Origin of the sequence: Burkholderia sp. M6-3, assembly GCF_050858985.1 — a bacterium.
Taxonomy (GTDB): Bacteria; Pseudomonadota; Gammaproteobacteria; order Burkholderiales; family Burkholderiaceae; genus Paraburkholderia; species Paraburkholderia caledonica.
Window position 1 is genome coordinate 2,990,537 of the sequence record NZ_CP110090.1, and the last position, 16,677, is coordinate 3,007,213.

Sequence of the window (16,677 nt, forward strand, 5' to 3'; positions counted from 1 at the left end):
GTGCGTTCTAGTGTACGCCCCGAGCCCCCGGGCTGAACGGCGCGCTGCATCAATTGCGAGGTGTATCGCGCAGAGCCGGGCTTGACGCAGACCGGCGCCGCGGCGCTGTGCTGTGGTGCGTCAACAGGCTGCGGGCTGCTGTGTCGGCAGATGTCAGTGTTGCTCTGCCGGATGATCCATCGCGCAACGATGACTGGTCGTGCCGAGGTCGACCTGCAGCGTCGCGTGTTGCATCGAAAAGCGCTCCCGCAACGCGAGCACGATACCGTCGAGCCGCTCGTCGCCCGGATGCCCGGCCGGCATCACGAGGTGCACGCTGAGCGCGTTACCGGTGGTCGACAGCGCCCACACGTGCAGATCGTGCACGCCCTCGACGCCGGGCAGGTCCGCCAGATAATCGCGGATGCTTGGCAGGTCGACGCCAGACGGCACTGCATTGAGCGCGAGCCTCACCGAATCGCGCAACAGCCCCCAAGTCCCGTAGACGACGACCGCGACCACCAGCAGGCTCATAAGCGGGTCGAGCCAGGTCCAGTTGGTATAGAGAATCACGAGACCGCTTATGGCCACCGCAGCGGACACACCGGCATCGGCTGCCATATGCAGGAAGGCGCCGCGGATGTTGAGGTCTTCCTTCTGGCCACGCATGAAGAGCCACGCGGAAATCCCGTTCACGACGACGCCCACGGTCGCAACGACAAACACGGCGAGCCCTGCGACCGGCGCCGGATTCATCAGGCGGCCGATCGCCTCGGCAACGATCACGCCGCATGCGAACAACAGGAGCGCCGCATTGGCCAGCGACGCGAGAATCGACGAACTGCCGTAGCCGAACGTGTAGCGTGCGGAAGGACGGCGTGTCGTGAGCCAGGCGGCGCCCCAGGCGAGCAGCAGGCCGAGTACGTCGGACAGGTTGTGGCCGGCATCGGCGAGCAGCGCGGTCGAGTGCGCGAGCACGCCGTACAGCGCCTGAATTACGACGATCGCCACATTCAAAGCGACAGCCAGCGCGAACGCGAACCCGTGGCCTGCGACGGGCGCGTGATGGTGATGGTGGTGGCCTGCGTGGGTGTGGCTGTGGCCACCGCCGTGATCGTGACTGTGGTCGTGGCCGTGACTTTGGTCGTCGCTGCCGCTGTGGTCGTGGCTGTGGCTGTGGCCGGCGGCATGGCCGTGATCGCCGCCGTCTCTATGGCCGTCCTGTTCAAGCCCACGAGCAGAACGCTCCCCCGCTACCACCCCGCGATCACTGTCCTCGTGGACCTGCGTGTCGGCAACGCGACTCTGCTTGTCCGCGACGTCGTTGTTATCCGACGCGTCGAGCCACACCGGGGCGTGTTCGTCTTCCCTTTCTTCGATTTTCTTCATGGCAGATCCAATGCGTCATCACGGGCGGGTTCGGCCACGTGTTCCAGCATGCCGGCCAACATCGTGCTGATGTGGCGGTCGGCGGCGAGATAGAAGACCTGCTTGCCCTGCCGCTGCGCCCGCACGATTCGCGCCGCGCGCAGCAGCCGCAAATGATGGCTTACGAGCGACGGCGACAGATTCAGTTCTTCGGCAATGGCACCCACCGCCCGCCGTTCGTCGACGCAAGCCAGCACGATGCGCAAGCGCGTCGGATCGCCCAGCAGGCGGAACAGGTCGGCGAGCGGCGCGATCCTGTCCGCCAGGCGCGGTTCGAAACTCGCCGGCGAAGGTGGCAAAGGCGGCAATGAAGCCGTAGCGGGAATCATGGGCGGCACACATATGAACAGGTGTTCACATGTTAGCGCAACCGGTACGCCGGGTCAAACCGGGGTGCGGGTCAGCGAGTGTGGGAAAATGCGGGCTTTGCCTCACCCGACTACCATCCCCGTCATGCAACCTGTATTTGACCGCGCTTTCGCGGCGCATCGTGACGGCCGGCTCGACGATGCCGAACGCGGCTACCGCGCGACGCTCGACGGCGACCCGGTGCACGTCGATGCGTTGCACCTGCTGGGCGTCCTGCGCCACCAGCAGGGCCAGCACGCCGAGGCCGCCGAACTCGTGCGGCGCGCGGTAGACCTGCGCCCGCAAGACGCCGCGCTGCAATTGAACCTAGGCAACGCGCTGAAGGCGCTCGGCCAGATCGACGAAGCCATCGACCAGTTCCGCAACGCTCTCACGCTTGCGCCGTCGTTCCCGATGGCGCACTACAACCTCGGCAATGCCTACACGGCGGCAGGTCGTCACCAAGACGCCGCGGACGCATTCCGCCGCTCGTTGCGCCTGCAGCCGGACGACGCCTCGTCGCATAACAATCTGGGCAACGCGTTGCACGCGCTCGGGCGTCACGAGGAAGCTATCGCCTCGTTCCGGCGCACGCTGGAATTGCGCCCAGGCCACGCCGGAGCGCTCAACAACATGGGCATGTCGCTCAATGCGCTCGGCCGCGCCGACGAAGCGATCCCGTGCTTCCAGGCCGCACTCGCCGCCGAGCCGCGCTTCGTCGCTGCGCATTTCAACCTCGCCAATACGTTCGACGCCACCGGCCGGCATGCAGAGGCGGTTGCCTCGTTCGAGGCTGCGCTCGTATTGCAGCCGAACCTGCCGCCCGCCATCTTCGGCATGGGCAACGCGCTGGCTGCGCTCGGGCGTCACGCTCAAGCGATACCGTATCTCGAACGCTCAGTCGGACTGGATCCGCAATTCGCGCTCGCGTGGCTGAGCCTTGGCACCGCACACCAGGCGCTGGGCGCACACGCCACAGCTGTACGCGCATTCGATCAGGCGCTGCGCGTGCAGCCGGATCTCGCGTCGGCGCATATGAACCGGGCGCTAGCGTGGCTCGCGCTGGGCGACTTCGCGCGTGGGTTGCCTGAATACGAATGGCGTCTGCAAACGGTCGCCGAGCCGGCCATCGAAACCTTACCGCGCTGGCACGGCGAGCCGGTGTCACAACGCACGCTGTTGATACACGCCGAACAGGGTTTCGGCGATACGTTGCAGTTCGTGCGCTTCGTCCCGCTGGCCGCGCAACGTGCGGCGCGTGTGGTGCTCGAAGTACAGCCGCAGTTGCTGCCGCTGCTCGAGCCGGCCGCGCAGACGTGGCGCGTGACGCTCATCCCGCGAGGCGCGCCGCGCCCCGCCGCTGATCTTCAATGCCCGTTGCTGAGCTTGCCGCTCGCGCTCGGCACGACGTCGGACACGATTCCGGAGCGCGCGCCCTATCTCAGCGTACCACCCGCGTACCGGCGGAAATGGCGCGGCTCACTCGGCGGCCAGGCAAAGCGCAAGATTGGGCTTGCGTGGTCGGGGCGCATCCATCAGAACGAAACGCGTTCTATGCCGCTCGCCGAGCTCGATCCGCTTTTCGCGATCGAAGGCATCGACTGGATCGTGTTGCAGCCCAATCTCAGTGCCGATGAATGCGCAGCGCTGGACGCGCATCCGCGAGCCGGGTCGATACATCGGTTCGACAAGCGGATCGACGACTTCGCGGATACGGCGGCGATCATCGAGCGCCTCGACGCGGTGGTGTCGATCGATACGTCGATCGCGCACCTCGCCGGCGCGCTGCGCAAGCCGCTCTGGCTGATGCTGCCGTTCGCGCCCGATTGGCGCTGGTGCGCCGACGACACGCGGAGCCCGTGGTACGGGAGTGCGACACTGGTACGTCAGCCGCAGCCCGATGCATGGCGCGAGGTCGTGCAGGCGGTCGCAAATGAATTGCGCCGGGGCTAGCCGCCCGGTCGTGTGATCGCTACGGCAACAAAAAACCCCGCGGTCTGACGAGCGCGGGGTTTTTTGTTTGTGTTGCGTCGACGTCGCAAGCGGCGTCAGCACGCGCTCAGAATCATGCGGCTTTGTATTGATCGCGCGATTCGGGCGTGCGGTACAGCACGAGCGTGGCAATCAGCCCGCAGATCGCGGCCACGCCGAGGAACAGGCCCGGAGCCGCCTTGTTGCCGGTGGAATGGATCAGCAGCGTGGAAATGGCCGGCGTGAAACCGCCGATCGTCGTGGCAAGGCTGTACGCGAGCGAGAAGCCTGCGGTGCGCACTTCGACCGGCATGACTTCGGTCAGCGCCACGACCATCGCGCCGTTATAACTGCCGTAGAGGAACGACAGCCACAACTCGACGGCGAGCAGCCGAGCGAACGACGGCTCGGCGACGAGCCATTGCAGCGCCGGGTACGCGGTGACGATGGTGAGCGCCGTAAAAGCGAGCAACACCGGACGACGGCCGATGCGGTCCGACAGCGCGCCCGCGAGCGGCAGCCAGATCAGGTTCGACAGACCGATGCAGACGGTGACGACGAGCGTATCGATCGACGACAGCTTCAGCACTTCCTTGCCGAAGGTCGGCGTATAAGCCGTAATCATGTAGAAGGACACGGTGGTCATGATCACCATGCCCATGCCGCCCAGCACGGTGCCCCAGTTCGCGGCCATGGTCTTCATGATCTCGCCCATTCCCGGACGATGCTTGCGCGCCGAGAACTCCTCGGTTTCCTTCAACGAGCGGCGAATCATGAACAGAAACGGCACGATCAGGCAGCCGATGAGGAACGGCACGCGCCAGCCCCATGCGCTCATCTGGTCGGCGGGCAGCATCTTGTTGAGCATTACGCCGAGCAGCGCGGCGAACACCACGGCAACCTGCTGGCTGCCCGACTGCCACGCGCAATAGAAGCCTTTGTTGCCTTTGGTGGCGATCTCCGACAGATACACCGACACGCCGCCCAGTTCCACGCCCGCGGAAAAGCCTTGCAGCAAGCGGCCCAGCAGCACGAGCACCGGGGCAAGCAGGCCGATCGTCGCGTAGCCGGGAATGGACGCTACGGTCAGCGTGCCGAGCGCCATCAGGCCCAGGGTGAGGATCAGCCCCTTGCGGCGACCGTGATGGTCGATATAAGCGCCGAGGACAATCGCGCCAAGCGGCCGCATGAGGAAGCCCGCGCCGAACACCGATAGCGAAAGCATCAGCGACGCGAACTCACTGCCGCTCGGAAAATAGGTCTTGGCAATCGCGGACGCGTAGTAGCCGTAGACCATGAAGTCGTACATCTCAAGAAAGTTGCCGCTGACTACGCGGAACACGGTCTTGGCTTTGGATTCTTGCGACGAGGAGATGGCGTGTGACGCTGTTGACATGACGTTCTCTGATAAGCCCACGCCCGGCAAGCCGCGGCGATCTGGCAGTTGAATCGATCCGCGCCCGGTGAGAAAGCGGATGCCGCAGGCAAATGGTTGGCCGCAGGTTGAGCCGCGCCGGGGGCGCTGAATTCTGCGACCCAATGCACTTTAGCGGTATCAGGGTAAACGTTGAGACCCGCCGGAAGTCGCGCCGCATCATGTTACCGTCGATAGTGCTGTTGCGTATTTCCTACATTTTCATTACAGCCGGGTGCGCCACTCGCTACCGTTAGAATTGCAACTCGTCATTGCCGTGATGCCTTCCCGATGCCAACCGCCTCTGCCCTTTCGCTGCGCCCCGCAACCATCGCCGACGCAGCGCTTATCGCTTCTATTCACAGCACGAGCTGGCGCGCCACTTATCGCGGTCTGTTGCCCGACGCTTTTCTGGACGGTGAAGTCACTCAGGAACGCGCCGCCTATTGGGAAGCCCGCATGAGCGCGCCGGGTGGCGAGCGTCGCATGGTGGCGATTGCAGAATTGGGCGGCGAGCCCGTTGGCTTCGTATGCGTGGAGAGTCAACCGGAATCCGCGTGGGGCGTGCTGCTGGACAACCTGCATGCACTTCCGGAGCATCAGGGCATTGGCGTCGGCAAACTGCTGATGCGCGCCGCCGAAGACTGGGCTCGCGCGCAGGGCGAGACCCAACTCTATCTATTCGCGCTAGAGGGCAATCTGCCGGCTATTGGTTTCTACGAACGGCAAGGCTGGCAGTATGTCGGCGCAGAGCCGGATCGCATGGGCGGCGTGGATATCACTGCGCTGCGCTATGTTTATCGGTTGGACAAGTCGAGCGCCTGACCTGCGTCTTGAGCGTTGCAATCCCGGACAGATCTGCACTCACGTTGCGAAGCGTCTGAGCGTTGCCGGTTTCGTTCGGGCGCATCATGCTTTCTTCCCGACGATGGCTTCCCTGTTGAAGTGCTAATGCATTCGCGGAGGCTCATACGCGTCCCTGCGCTTCGGCGCGTGGACGCGTGAAGCGTTTTTTGCGTACTGCTCCGAGGCCATCGTCTCACCGACCTACGGGACGCCAGGCGGCGTCCGTCCCCGAGGCGCTGGAAGAGATCGATGCCCACCACAGCTTTAACCATAATTGACGGCGCGATGGCGTTGCCCCGCTCCCGCCCGTTCAATGATCTGCCGGCGCCCTTCGGCCGCGGGTGGGCGTTGCTCGCGCCAAGCCACCGCCCGGATAAAGGGCTGCACGGGCTCTATGGAGCCGTCCTCAAGACATTTGATTTGAGCGACCAGCCTATTCGCTCGTTCTGTCGATGGGTAGCGCCGAACCATCAGCTTGCCGACGCGTCCGCGGCGACCATGATGGGATTGGCGATGGGCACGAGGGCGGCGGAGACAGTGCGTGAGCATGACGCGGAAGCGTTGCAACTTCGCGGCGGCTTGCCTCCGGGGCACTCGAGTTTCGCGGACAGTCTGGCTGCGCCTGAGGCTCCCGCTTTTCAGGATGCTTTTGCCCCAGTGAAAGCGCATGTCGCAGGACCCGCGGCACGCGCGCTCCTCATGCCGCGGTGGGCGTTGGCGGGCGGCGCCTGTGCGTTGAGTGGCGCCGCACTGCTCGCATGGACGGCATTCGGTCATGTCGACGTCCGTGGTCCGCGCAATGGCAACCCTACGAAGCGCGCTGACATAGCTGTTGTCGAGCGCCAGACGCCGGCCGCGCAGATTCTGCGGCGCGATACCGTTGACGTTTCAAACAGCGTCGCCGAAACATCGAACTTGAGCGGTGCAAGCGCTGTTGCCGTACGGCAGCATGCGCAAATCGCATCTGCGTCCGGCAGGGCCCGGACCGTTCCTTCGGGCAACTTGACGCTGCACTCGTCGACAACCGCGTCGATCGAACCGCACCGCTCAGCGACCATCGTCCGCACACGCACGCCGGTTGCCGGCAGGAAGGACGGCGATCGCCGGATCGTCTATGGACATCGCCCGAGAGCTGACGCTGTGAATCATCGCCGGCATGCAGTCGACAGCGTGTCGACAATCGCAATATCAACGCCCCTAACGCGGATGTTCGTCAAACCATCGGTTGCGGGCTCATACTCGCCGCCCGCGCCGACGCAACCAGGCACGAGTGACTACACGTTCGCCGACATGTCCGCGAGCATTCGCCACGGCAGCGCGACGCAGCAGGTGCAGCAGGTGCAGCAGGTGCAGCAGGCATCATCCGCGAATCTGGACGAGAGCGCCGGGCAGCAGTGGAGCGCCCGTCTCACACATCGGCGCGTGACCGAAGCGCCGGATCAATTCATCAGATAGCCGCGCGAAAAGCGGCATAAAAAAGCCCGGCTGCCAAAGCCGGGCTTCCTCCGCATTCAAGCGCATTTACTTCTGGCCTGCCAAGCCCATTTCGGTCTGCCGTTGCAATTGCATGACCTGACCTTGCACCTGCCGCAGTTGCGCCTGAGCCCGCTCCTTTTCCTCGCGTAACGCGGCCGCTTCGTTTTGCGTTTGACGCTGGTAGTCGTTGACCTTGGCCTGCTGGGTGCGGGCGACTTCGAGGTCGGCTTGCAGGCGCTTCGCACGATCTTCGGATAACGCGATCGTGTCCTCTATGTACGCCTTCTGCGCCTGCAACTGCGTCCGGTGAATCTCCACCTCAGCCAACTGCGCGGTTTGCTGTACGAATCCCGCGTAGATTGCTTCAGCCCGGCCCGCGTCCGCCGACTTGATTACCCGCCAGAAATGCTTGTCCTGAAACAACGCGACGTAGTACGTCATCTCGCGAGGATAAAAGAAAAGGCTCGCGCCATAACTGCCGTTGTACGTGGTGCGCAATTCGCTCAGCTTCGTGTCCTGAATCATTTGCATTAATTCGGCCACGTTGCCTTGCGCGTCGCCAGACATCGGCGACTCGGGCGATGCAGCGGACTGAGCCAACGAACCTAACGACCCTGACGAACCTGAGGCGCCCGTAGCAAGCGACACAGCGGAGGCCGAGGCGCCCCCCGACGCCGCGTCGCGCAGCACAGCGACGACGGGCTGCGGCGTCAGAGTGTTCATGGCCGGCCGCGTGCCGACCATGGGCGCGGCCATTTCGCCTTGCGCGGCCAGCACGAACCCGCCATGCTGCAACAGCGCACACGAAGTCGCGAGCAGCATGGCGCGCCGTATCAATAAGGTGTACTTCATACGTGCATGCTCAATGCGGATCCAGAAAACAGCTTTGGATTATCGCGCGGATTGTCGCTTAAGCGAAGCATTGAAGCGTCGCAAAATTGGACTTTAAATTGAGATAAAACTACGTTGTCCGAAATACACGACGTGCCCGTCTATCGCGAAATAAAACATATCTGGATAAGGCTTGAAACGCAGGAGAAATATGGCGTCAATCGACAAGACGTTACGCCCAGACGCCACGCGCAAGTGATAACGACAAACCCATAAATAACGAGGCGCCACTTACGCAGTGGCGCCTCTGACGAATGACATTTTCCGGCACCGGGCCGCGCCGGCAATACGCAAGCCCGAACTGCCGTCACTCCATGCCTAGAAGCGCGTTTCGCGCGCCACTCGCAGGAATGTATCGAGCAGCGGCGTGCAATCGAGCAACTCAGGACCGCCCGCGCGATGGAACTCGGGATGCCATTGCACACCCATCACGAAAGGCGCGCGCCGGTAGCGCACGGCTTCGATAATGCCGTCCGATGCCGACACCGCTTCGATATTCAGATCGCGGCCGAGCGTCTTGACTGCCTGATGGTGAATCGAGTTGACGATCGCGTCGCGCCGGGCGGGGAACATATTGGCGAGCGTCGAGCCGTCAGGGAAATGGATGGCGTGCCGATGCTGATCGTAATCTTCGTTCACGTGCGCACCGGCGGTCGGCACGTCGGTGGCGATATCCTGATACAGGGTCCCGCCGAACGCCACATTGATCAGCTGACAACCGCGGCACACGCCGAGCACCGGCTTGCCAGACTCGATGAATTCATGCAGCAGTTCGAGCTCGTACATGTCGCGCACGCGGTCGCCGGGCCATTCGGGACTTGTCGCCGCCTCCGCATACGATTGGGGCGAAACGTCCGCGCCGCCTTGCAGCAACAGGCCGTCGAGATGCTTCGCGTAGTCGCGCAAACGAATGTTGCTCGGATGCAGCATGCCCTGGTGTCCGACCGTCGGAATCATGAAGACGAGCACGTCGCGCGACATCACCCAGTGCGCAATCGACTCCTCGAGATATTGCAGCGTCTTGCCGCGCAGACCTTTCGCGCCCGGCTCCGGGTGGAAGATTCGCGCCGATACGCCGATGCGCAGCGTGCGCTGCGTGATCCGCTGACCGGCACGATCGAACAGTTGCCGCGCCCGCGCCGCGATGATGCGACCGAACACGGACCACGCCGAGTCCGTCTGCTTCAGATAGCGCGGTGGTGACGGCGGCAACGCATTCGGCGGCGGCGGGTTGGTCGCGGTGAAATCGGGCGCGGCGCCGAAGCCCGGCGGCGGCGAACCGGCCGGACGCGCGGTAGATGCAGCGGCGTCTTCCGCGGCGAGCACGTCGTCAGCCGAAGTGATGAGTTCGCCTTGAATCGGTTCACTGGTCAGCGGCGTCGCGCTATGAATCTGCGATGAGGATCCGGACGAGGCGGACGTCGCCGAAGGAACTTCCCGCCCGCGAACGGAACGCGCGTCGCGCTCATGGACCGCGGCCTCCTGCTTCGCGGTGGAAGCCGCGGCGGAACTGCGCGCCTCGGCTGCGTCGCGTTGCTGGGCGGTCCGCTTGGCGACCGGCGTAACGGTGGACGCGCTTTCGGGATCGTCAGTCGATGACCTCGCAGCCGCCTCCGACGAAGTGGCCGGCGCCGTGACCGATGCCGTGACTGGCACAGACGACGGCGCCGCCTTCGACGCGACCGGATCTTTCACGGGCGACTGAATGGCATCTTCATGCGAGAGGGGTAACGATGCGGTCGGTTCGGCCGGTGTTTGGCCGAAGCTTTCCGGCGATGCCGCAGGCGGCGTTGAACTGCCGGGTTGACCGACGTTTTCAGGTTTGTTTTCGCTCATGACTGTTGGACAGGCGCCTTCCACGCGAACGAATGAATATGCCCTGATTATCCGCCAGCGTGCCTGACCCGGCAAACCCGCACACAATTGCTCACATTGTCGGGCCGCCTCGCGCAGTTCTGTCTAACTTAGGGATCCGGCTGTTCGTCAAAAGTTTCGCGCAGCGCGATCTGCATCGCCGCGTGAATCTTCACGCACCAGCGCCACACGAGCGCGAGCAGCAGCGCCGCGCAGATCAGCACCGCGGCGAGTAGGCCGGTGGGCGGCAGGATGCCGCCCGACAGCGCCGCGACGAGCAGAAACACGCCGACCATGCACACCACCGGCACGAGATCGGAGATCGCATAACGCAGCGCGCTCGTAAAGCGCCCGGCCGTCGCCGGCTGCACGCTCACCTCGGCGAGCAGCAACGCGAGCGACTTGGTCTTGCGATAAACCGCCACCAGAAACGGCATCGACACGAGCAGTGCGGCGCTCCATAGTGCGACGCGCTGCATCGGCTCTGAACTGACCCAACGCGTCAACACCGTACTGATATAAGGCGCGCCGTAGGACACGATCAGAAAGATCGCGGCAACCAACGCAAGATTCACCGCGATTTGCAGAATGATTCGCCGCGTCATGCTGAAAAGCGTGGGCTCGCCGCTTTCTGTGCTGAGGCTGCTCAACCACTGGCTATACATGCCGAACACATTGACGAGCGTGCGCGGCATCGCGTCGGCGAAACGCCGCGTGAGCGGATCTGCGGCGCGTATCAGATAAGGCGTGAAGAGCGTGGTCAAAGCCGATACGGCCACCGCAATCGGATAAAGAAACGCGCTCGTCACCTTCAGCGTCAAACCGAGCGACGCGATGATGAACGAGAACTCACCGATCTGTGAAACCGTCATGCCGACGCGCATCGCCGTGCGGCCGTCCTTGCCCGCGAGAAAGGTGCCTAGCCCGCACGAGACGATCTTGCCGACGATGACCGCGACCGTGATGACGGCAATCGGCCACGCATAGTCGACGAGCACCGCGGGATTCAGCATCAATCCGATGGTGACGAAAAAGATCGCAGAAAACGCATCGCGCAACGGTGCAATCAGATGCTCGATTCGATGCAGATGACGCGATTCGGCCATGATCGCGCCAATCAGGAACGCGCCCAGCGCAATGCTGTAGTCGAGCTTGACCACCAGCAGGCAGAAACCGAAACAGAACCCGAGCACGGCGACGAGCAACATCTCGTCGCTGCGGGCACGCGCGACATAGTTCAGCGCGCGCGGCACGACGAGAATGCCGACAACCAGCGACACCGTCATGAACAGCAACAGCTTGCCCAGCGTGACAGCTGCAACGCCCGCGCTCAACTGCCCTGTTTGCGCGATGCCGGACAGCAGCACGAGCATCGCGATGGCGAGAATGTCTTCGACGATCAGAATGCCGAATACGAGTTGCGCGAAACTCTCGCGCTTCAGGCCAAGCTCAGACAACGCCTTGACGATGATGGTCGTCGACGAAATGGCGAGTATCGCGCCGAGGAATAACGAATCCATCGAACTCCAGCCGAATGCGCTGCCGATTTCATAGCCTAGCCACAGCATCAGTACGATTTCGGAGAGCGCCGCGACGATCGCGGTCGCGCCCACCTTGAAGAGCTTCCGCAGACTGAATTCGAGACCGAGCGAAAACATCAGGAACACAACGCCCAGTTCGCCCAGCGTCTTGATGGTCTGCTCGTCGTGGATCAGCTGAAACGGCGGCGTGTACGGACCGATGATCACCCCCGCCGCGATATAGCCGAGCACCACCGGCTGCTTCAGGCGATGGAACAGCACGGTAACGACGCCGGCGAGCGCCATCACGACCGCCAGATCCTGAATGAAGCCGATGCCTTCGTGCATGCGTCTTTCCCTTACAAAAAGTAATGTTCAAAGAAGCGCAGTGTAACAAACCGTCTCCGGCGCCGCGTCCTGCGCGCCGGTCGGCGATTGGAAGCCAATGTTTTTGACACGCTGGACGCCTGTGAAATATCACAATAATATTTGCCGCATATCGTTCCGGAGTTCACTCATGCAGCAGGTGTCTTTCAAGGTTGTAGACCGTTCCGGCGCCGAGCGCGCCATTTCAACCGATGTAAACCGCCTCACGATCGCTGGCTGGGCAGGCCGCGATCAGGCCGCAATCGAGCACCACATTGCCGAGCTTGCCGAACTCGGCGTGAAGCGCCCTTCCACCACGCCGTGCTTTTACCGTCTGGGCTCAGAACTGCTGACGCAAGCCGAACAGATCGACGTCGTCGGCACGAAGTCGAGCGGCGAAGCGGAATGCGTGCTGGTGCATTCCAATGCGGGACTGCTCGTCACCGTCGGCTCCGATCACACCGACCGGGAAGTCGAGGCCTACGGCGTGACCGTCTCCAAGCAGGTGTGTCCAAAGCCGGTCGCGCGCGACGCGTGGCGATTCGAGGACGTCGCCGACCATTGGGATCAGCTCGAACTGCGCGCCCATGCGATCGCGAACGGCGAGCGCCGCGTGTATCAACAAGGCAGCGTCGCCTCGTTGCTACCCGCCGCCGACCTGCTCGCGCGCGCCCCGCTCGCACAAGGCGCGGCCATGTTCTGCGGCACGCTCGCGGTGCAAGGCGGCATTGTCGGCATGGACGACGGCGACGCGCTCGAACTCGAATTGCACGACCCCGTACTGAACCGCACGCTGCGCCACGCCTATCGCGTGCGCGCGTTACCTGTTGTCGAATGAGCTATCGTTCAATGAGGCATTCATGAGCACCCCATTGCCATCCGCTGCCGACGCGTCTTCCGACGCCTGGCTCGAAGCCGCCGCCATCCGCAAGATCACGTGGCGCATCATGCCGTTCCTGTTTCTTGTCTACGTGCTGTCGTATCTGGATCGCGTCAACATCGGTTATGCGAAGCTGCAGTTCACCGGCGACCTCGGACTTTCCAACGCCGCGTACGGACTGGGCGCGGGAATCTTCTTCTTCGGCTATTTCGTATTCGAGGTGCCGAGCAACCTGCTGCTGAAGAAATTCGGTGCGCGCGCCACCATCGCCCGCATCACGATGCTGTGGGGCCTGCTGTCGTGTCTGATGATGTTCGTACGCAGCGAGACCATGTTCTACGTGCTGCGCTTTTTCCTCGGCGTCGCTGAAGCCGGACTGGTGCCGGGCGTCGTGCTGTATCTGACGTTCTGGTTCCCGTCCGACCGCCGCGCGCGCATGGTCGCCGTCTTCATGGCTGCAATTCCGGTGGCGGGCATCATCGGTGCGCCGTTGTCGGGTTTCCTGATGTCGGCGCTGCACGAAGCGCACGGATTGCGCGGCTGGCAGTGGATGTTCCTGATCGAAGGCATTCCGTCGATTCTCGCCGGCTTCTGGGCGCTCGCGGTGTTGCGCAACACGCCCGCCGAGGCCCCGTGGCTGAGCGACGACGAAAAACGCGTAATCCTCGCCCGCATCTCGCGTGAGAATGCCGCGGCAGCTGCGGAAGGCGCCGAACATAGCCTCTCTATCGCATTGCGTTCGGGCCGCTTCTGGCTGCTCACGCTGATCTACTTCTGCCTCGTTACCGGCAATGCAGGTTTTTCGTTCTGGCTGCCGCAGATCGTCAAAGACCTCGGCGTGACGAATCTCGTGACCAACGGCTTCGTTACCGCCATCCCGTATCTGGCTGCCGGTATCGGCATGATTCTGATCGGCCGTTCGTCGGATGTGACCGGCGAGCGCCGCTGGCATTACGCCGTGTGCTGTTTCATCGGCGCGGCGGGCCTGCTCGGCAGCGCGTCGGTTACGAACTCGATTCCGCTAGCCGTCACCGGTTTGTCGATTGCGTATATCGGCATTCTCGCGGGCTTCGGCATCTTCTGGTCGATGTCGACGAGCTTCCTGCAAGGCACCGCTGCGGTCGCCGGCATTGCGGTGATCAATTCGATCGCCAACCTCGCCGGTTATGTCAGCCCGTATGTACTCGGTATTGTGAAAGACGCGACGCATAGCGTGACGTTCGGGCTCGTGCTGATTGCGGGCGCGCTGATCGTGGGAGGCCTCGTCACGCTGATGATGCCGCGTGTCAGGGTTCAGCACGCCGCGACAACGGTGGCGGGTAGCGCGTGAGGTATCAATAGTTGTGCGGCGTGGCGGGCTCGAACAGCCTCGGTCCACGGAGGCTGGTTCGGCGGCACGAGCCACCCTGACAGGCCAGGCTCACGCAGCTTGCATCGGACCGAAGCCAGCGCCCGCCGCGCCCGCGAAATGCTCGCTCGACCTTGCTCTACAATGCGCGGACGACATCGTCCGCTCCTTCTTCACATGACGCTTTTGCAGACCGCCCGCCCTCCACGGCCCACCCGCGCGACCGCCAACGCGAGTCTCGCCGAACAGGCATATGCGTTCGTCAAGCGCGAAATCATCACGATGCGTTTGCGGCCGAGCGAGGTGCTCAACGAAGCGGAGTTGATGGCGCTGACCGGCATCGGCAGGACGCCGGTGCACCAGGCGCTGCACCGGCTCGTCCACGAAGGGATGCTGACCATCATGCCGCGCAAGGGCATCATGGTGCGTCCCGTTTCACTCGACGACGTGCTTGCGATCATCGACGTGCGCCTCGTCAACGAGAGCTATTGCGTCGAACTCGCCGCGCGTCACGCGCAACAGCACGACTACGACGCGATGCAGACACTGCTGGAGCGCTCGGCCGTGTGCCTCGCCGCGCACGACATAGAAGGCATGATGGACATTGACCGCGAGTTCCATCTGGCCATTTCGGCCGCCTCGCGCAACGCGGTGCTCGCCGACATTCTGCGCGGACTGCATGAGCGCTCGTTGCGCTTCTGGTTCATTTCACTCTCCGAGCCGCATCATCTCGAAGACGTTCACGAAGAACACCTCGAACTGTTCCGCCTGCTGCGCGAGCGCGACGCCGAAGGCGCGAAACGCTCGGTGCAGAAACATATCGAGGCATTTCGCGCGACGCTTTTCAACCGCATGTAAAACCCGCATGTAGAAACCGCATGTAGAAACGTTACGTAAGCGGCTTCACGCAGACCAACCGGATCGAACGACATCATGGCCACTGAATTCACGCCCTTCCCGCCGCTTGCCCAGCTCGCCGCCGACCTCGTCGCGGGGCGCACCACGAGCCGCGCGCTCGTCGAAACCGCGCTCGAACGGATCGTCGATCCGGCGGGCCAGGGCGCGGTCGCCTTCATGCACATCGATGCAGACGGCGCACGCCAGGCCGCCGACGCGCACGACCGTTTGCGCGCCGCCGGCACGGTACTCTCGCCGCTCGCCGGCATCCCGGTCTCGGTGAAAGATCTGTTCGACATTGAAGGACAGCCGACCCGCGCCGGCTCGACGGTGCTTGCCGACGCCTCCCCCGCCACGCATGACGCCGTAGCCGTCGCGCGCCTGAAGCGGGCGGGCGCGGTGATCGTCGGACGAACCAATATGAGCGAATTCGCGTTTTCCGGGCTTGGACTCAATCCGCACTACGGCAACCCGCTGTCGCCGTACCGGCGCGACGTAAAGGGCGACGAGCGGATCTCGGGTGGCTCGTCGTCGGGCGCCGCGGCATCCGTCGCGGACGGCATGGCCGCCGTCGCGCTCGGCACCGACACGGGTGGCTCGCTTCGCATTCCGGCCGCGCTGTGCGGTCTGACCGGCTTCAAGCCGACCGCCGCGCGCGTTCCGAAGCAGGGCGGCGTGCCGCTTTCGCCGACGCTCGATTCGTTCGGCCCGATCGGCGTCTCGGTGGCGTGCTGCGCACTGGTGGACCGCACGCTCGCCGGGCTCGAACCGCGCGTGCCGGCTGCGCGGCCGCTCGAAGGCGTGCGCCTCGGCGTGCTGACCAACTACGTGACAGACGGCGTCGAGCCCGAGGTCGCGGCCGCTGTAGACACCGCGCTCAAGCACCTCGAAGCGGCCGGAGCGATTGTCAGCGAAGTGCGCTTTGCGCCGCTCGACCGTCTGCCGGACATCAACCGTTTCGGCTTTTCGCCGATCGAAGCGTATGCGTGGCATCGTCCTTTGCTGGAGAAGCACCGCGAGCAATACGATCCGCGCGTGCTGGTGCGCATTCTCAAGGGCCAGCCGGCAAGCGCCGCCGACTATCTGGACCTGCTCGCCGAACGCGACGCGATGCTCGCCGAAGCGGCGCGCACGCTGTGGCAGCGCTTCGACGCGGTAGTCGCGCCGACCGTGCCGATGCTGCCGCCTCGCGTCGCCGAACTCGTTTCCGACGACGACCTCTTCGGCCGCACCAACGCACTGATGCTGCGCAACCCCGGCGTGTTCAACTTCCTCGACGCCTGCGCGCTGTCGCTGCCCTGCCACTTGCGAGGCGACGCCCCGGTCGGCCTGATGCTGGCAGGCGCGCCGCACGCCGACGACGCGCTTCTCGCCATTGGCCGGGGCGCCGAAGCGGTGCTCAACGCGATTCGCTGAGCGGCGTCACGGTTTGCGTGCGGGTGTGGCGTCGTGTGGGCGG

The 16,677-nt window shown here is 63.8% G+C and carries 13 protein-coding genes; 7 read left to right on the forward strand and 6 right to left on the reverse strand.

Annotation, left to right across the window (positions count from 1 at the left end; translation table 11 throughout):
• Positions 1-153: 153 nt before the first annotated feature.
• Both OH764_RS12865 and OH764_RS12870 read right to left on the reverse strand, forming a co-directional pair.
• On the reverse strand, positions 154-1,368 hold the full coding sequence (locus tag OH764_RS12865; RefSeq protein ID WP_498847057.1) for a cation diffusion facilitator family transporter: 1,215 nt from the start codon (positions 1,366-1,368) through the stop codon (positions 154-156).
• The gene (locus tag OH764_RS12870) at positions 1,365-1,736 is read right to left on the reverse strand and encodes an ArsR/SmtB family transcription factor (RefSeq protein ID WP_498847058.1); all 372 of its coding nucleotides are present in this window, start codon (positions 1,734-1,736) and stop codon (positions 1,365-1,367) included. The genes OH764_RS12865 and OH764_RS12870 overlap by 4 nt, the downstream gene beginning before the upstream one ends.
• Positions 1,737-1,860: 124 nt before the next feature.
• Between OH764_RS12870 and OH764_RS12875 the strand changes: the two genes are divergently transcribed.
• Complete coding sequence (locus OH764_RS12875; RefSeq protein WP_498847059.1) at positions 1,861-3,708, forward strand: tetratricopeptide repeat protein; 1,848 nt, start codon at positions 1,861-1,863, stop codon at positions 3,706-3,708.
• Between the two features lie 112 nt (positions 3,709-3,820).
• On the opposite strand, the gene OH764_RS12880 is transcribed toward OH764_RS12875, so the two are convergent.
• The gene (locus OH764_RS12880; protein ID WP_027804790.1) at positions 3,821-5,122 is read right to left on the reverse strand and encodes an MFS transporter; all 1,302 of its coding nucleotides are present in this window, start codon (positions 5,120-5,122) and stop codon (positions 3,821-3,823) included.
• Between the two features lie 309 nt (positions 5,123-5,431).
• Between OH764_RS12880 and OH764_RS12885 the strand changes: the two genes are divergently transcribed.
• Both OH764_RS12885 and OH764_RS12890 read left to right on the forward strand, forming a co-directional pair.
• The gene (locus OH764_RS12885) at positions 5,432-5,965 is read left to right on the forward strand and encodes a GNAT family N-acetyltransferase (RefSeq protein ID WP_027804791.1); all 534 of its coding nucleotides are present in this window, start codon (positions 5,432-5,434) and stop codon (positions 5,963-5,965) included.
• Positions 5,966-6,406: 441 nt separating this feature from the next.
• Complete coding sequence (locus OH764_RS12890) at positions 6,407-7,441, forward strand: hypothetical protein (RefSeq protein WP_498847060.1); 1,035 nt, start codon at positions 6,407-6,409, stop codon at positions 7,439-7,441.
• A 66-nt stretch (positions 7,442-7,507) separates the two neighbouring features.
• On the opposite strand, the gene OH764_RS12895 is transcribed toward OH764_RS12890, so the two are convergent.
• The 3 genes from OH764_RS12895 to OH764_RS12905 all read right to left on the reverse strand — a co-directional run bounded on the left by OH764_RS12895 (position 7,508) and on the right by OH764_RS12905 (position 12,075).
• Positions 7,508-8,314, reverse strand: a complete 807-nt coding sequence (locus tag OH764_RS12895) for a DUF2968 domain-containing protein (RefSeq protein WP_498847061.1) — start codon at positions 8,312-8,314, stop codon at positions 7,508-7,510.
• 357 nt (positions 8,315-8,671) lie between these two features.
• Complete coding sequence (locus OH764_RS12900; protein ID WP_498847062.1) at positions 8,672-10,189, reverse strand: gamma-glutamyl-gamma-aminobutyrate hydrolase family protein; 1,518 nt, start codon at positions 10,187-10,189, stop codon at positions 8,672-8,674.
• Between the two features lie 128 nt (positions 10,190-10,317).
• A complete protein-coding gene (locus OH764_RS12905) occupies positions 10,318-12,075 on the reverse strand; it encodes a cation:proton antiporter (protein ID WP_498847063.1) in 1,758 nt (585 codons plus the stop codon).
• A 169-nt stretch (positions 12,076-12,244) separates the two neighbouring features.
• Here OH764_RS12905 and OH764_RS12910 point away from each other — a divergent pair, with 169 nt between their 5' ends.
• The 4 genes from OH764_RS12910 (at position 12,245) to OH764_RS12925 (ending at position 16,634) form a co-directional block, all read left to right on the forward strand.
• Complete coding sequence (locus tag OH764_RS12910; RefSeq protein ID WP_498847064.1) at positions 12,245-12,931, forward strand: DUF2848 domain-containing protein; 687 nt, start codon at positions 12,245-12,247, stop codon at positions 12,929-12,931.
• A gap of 22 nt (positions 12,932-12,953) precedes the next feature.
• A complete protein-coding gene (locus OH764_RS12915) occupies positions 12,954-14,303 on the forward strand; it encodes an MFS transporter (RefSeq protein WP_498847065.1) in 1,350 nt (449 codons plus the stop codon).
• 195 nt (positions 14,304-14,498) lie between these two features.
• Complete coding sequence (locus tag OH764_RS12920; protein WP_498847066.1) at positions 14,499-15,179, forward strand: GntR family transcriptional regulator; 681 nt, start codon at positions 14,499-14,501, stop codon at positions 15,177-15,179.
• A gap of 75 nt (positions 15,180-15,254) precedes the next feature.
• Positions 15,255-16,634, forward strand: coding sequence for an amidase (locus OH764_RS12925; protein WP_498847067.1), 1,380 nt, complete (start codon positions 15,255-15,257; stop codon positions 16,632-16,634).
• Positions 16,635-16,677: the final 43 nt, after the last annotated feature.

Coding starts and splice junctions, on each gene's coding strand:
- OH764_RS12900 (WP_498847062.1), bottom strand. CDS start 10,189: ATGAGCGAAAACAAACCTGAAAACGTCGGTCAACCCGGCAGTTCAACG.
- OH764_RS12870 (WP_498847058.1), bottom strand. CDS start 1,736: ATGATTCCCGCTACGGCTTCATTGCCGCCTTTGCCACCTTCGCCGGCG.
- OH764_RS12895 (WP_498847061.1), bottom strand. CDS start 8,314: ATGAAGTACACCTTATTGATACGGCGCGCCATGCTGCTCGCGACTTCG.
- OH764_RS12880 (WP_027804790.1), bottom strand. CDS start 5,122: ATGTCAACAGCGTCACACGCCATCTCCTCGTCGCAAGAATCCAAAGCC.
- OH764_RS12875 (WP_498847059.1), top strand. CDS start 1,861: ATGCAACCTGTATTTGACCGCGCTTTCGCGGCGCATCGTGACGGCCGG.
- OH764_RS12905 (WP_498847063.1), bottom strand. CDS start 12,075: ATGCACGAAGGCATCGGCTTCATTCAGGATCTGGCGGTCGTGATGGCG.
- OH764_RS12885 (WP_027804791.1), top strand. CDS start 5,432: ATGCCAACCGCCTCTGCCCTTTCGCTGCGCCCCGCAACCATCGCCGAC.
- OH764_RS12925 (WP_498847067.1), top strand. CDS start 15,255: ATGGCCACTGAATTCACGCCCTTCCCGCCGCTTGCCCAGCTCGCCGCC.
- OH764_RS12915 (WP_498847065.1), top strand. CDS start 12,954: ATGAGCACCCCATTGCCATCCGCTGCCGACGCGTCTTCCGACGCCTGG.
- OH764_RS12910 (WP_498847064.1), top strand. CDS start 12,245: ATGCAGCAGGTGTCTTTCAAGGTTGTAGACCGTTCCGGCGCCGAGCGC.
- OH764_RS12865 (WP_498847057.1), bottom strand. CDS start 1,368: ATGAAGAAAATCGAAGAAAGGGAAGACGAACACGCCCCGGTGTGGCTC.
- OH764_RS12920 (WP_498847066.1), top strand. CDS start 14,499: ATGACGCTTTTGCAGACCGCCCGCCCTCCACGGCCCACCCGCGCGACC.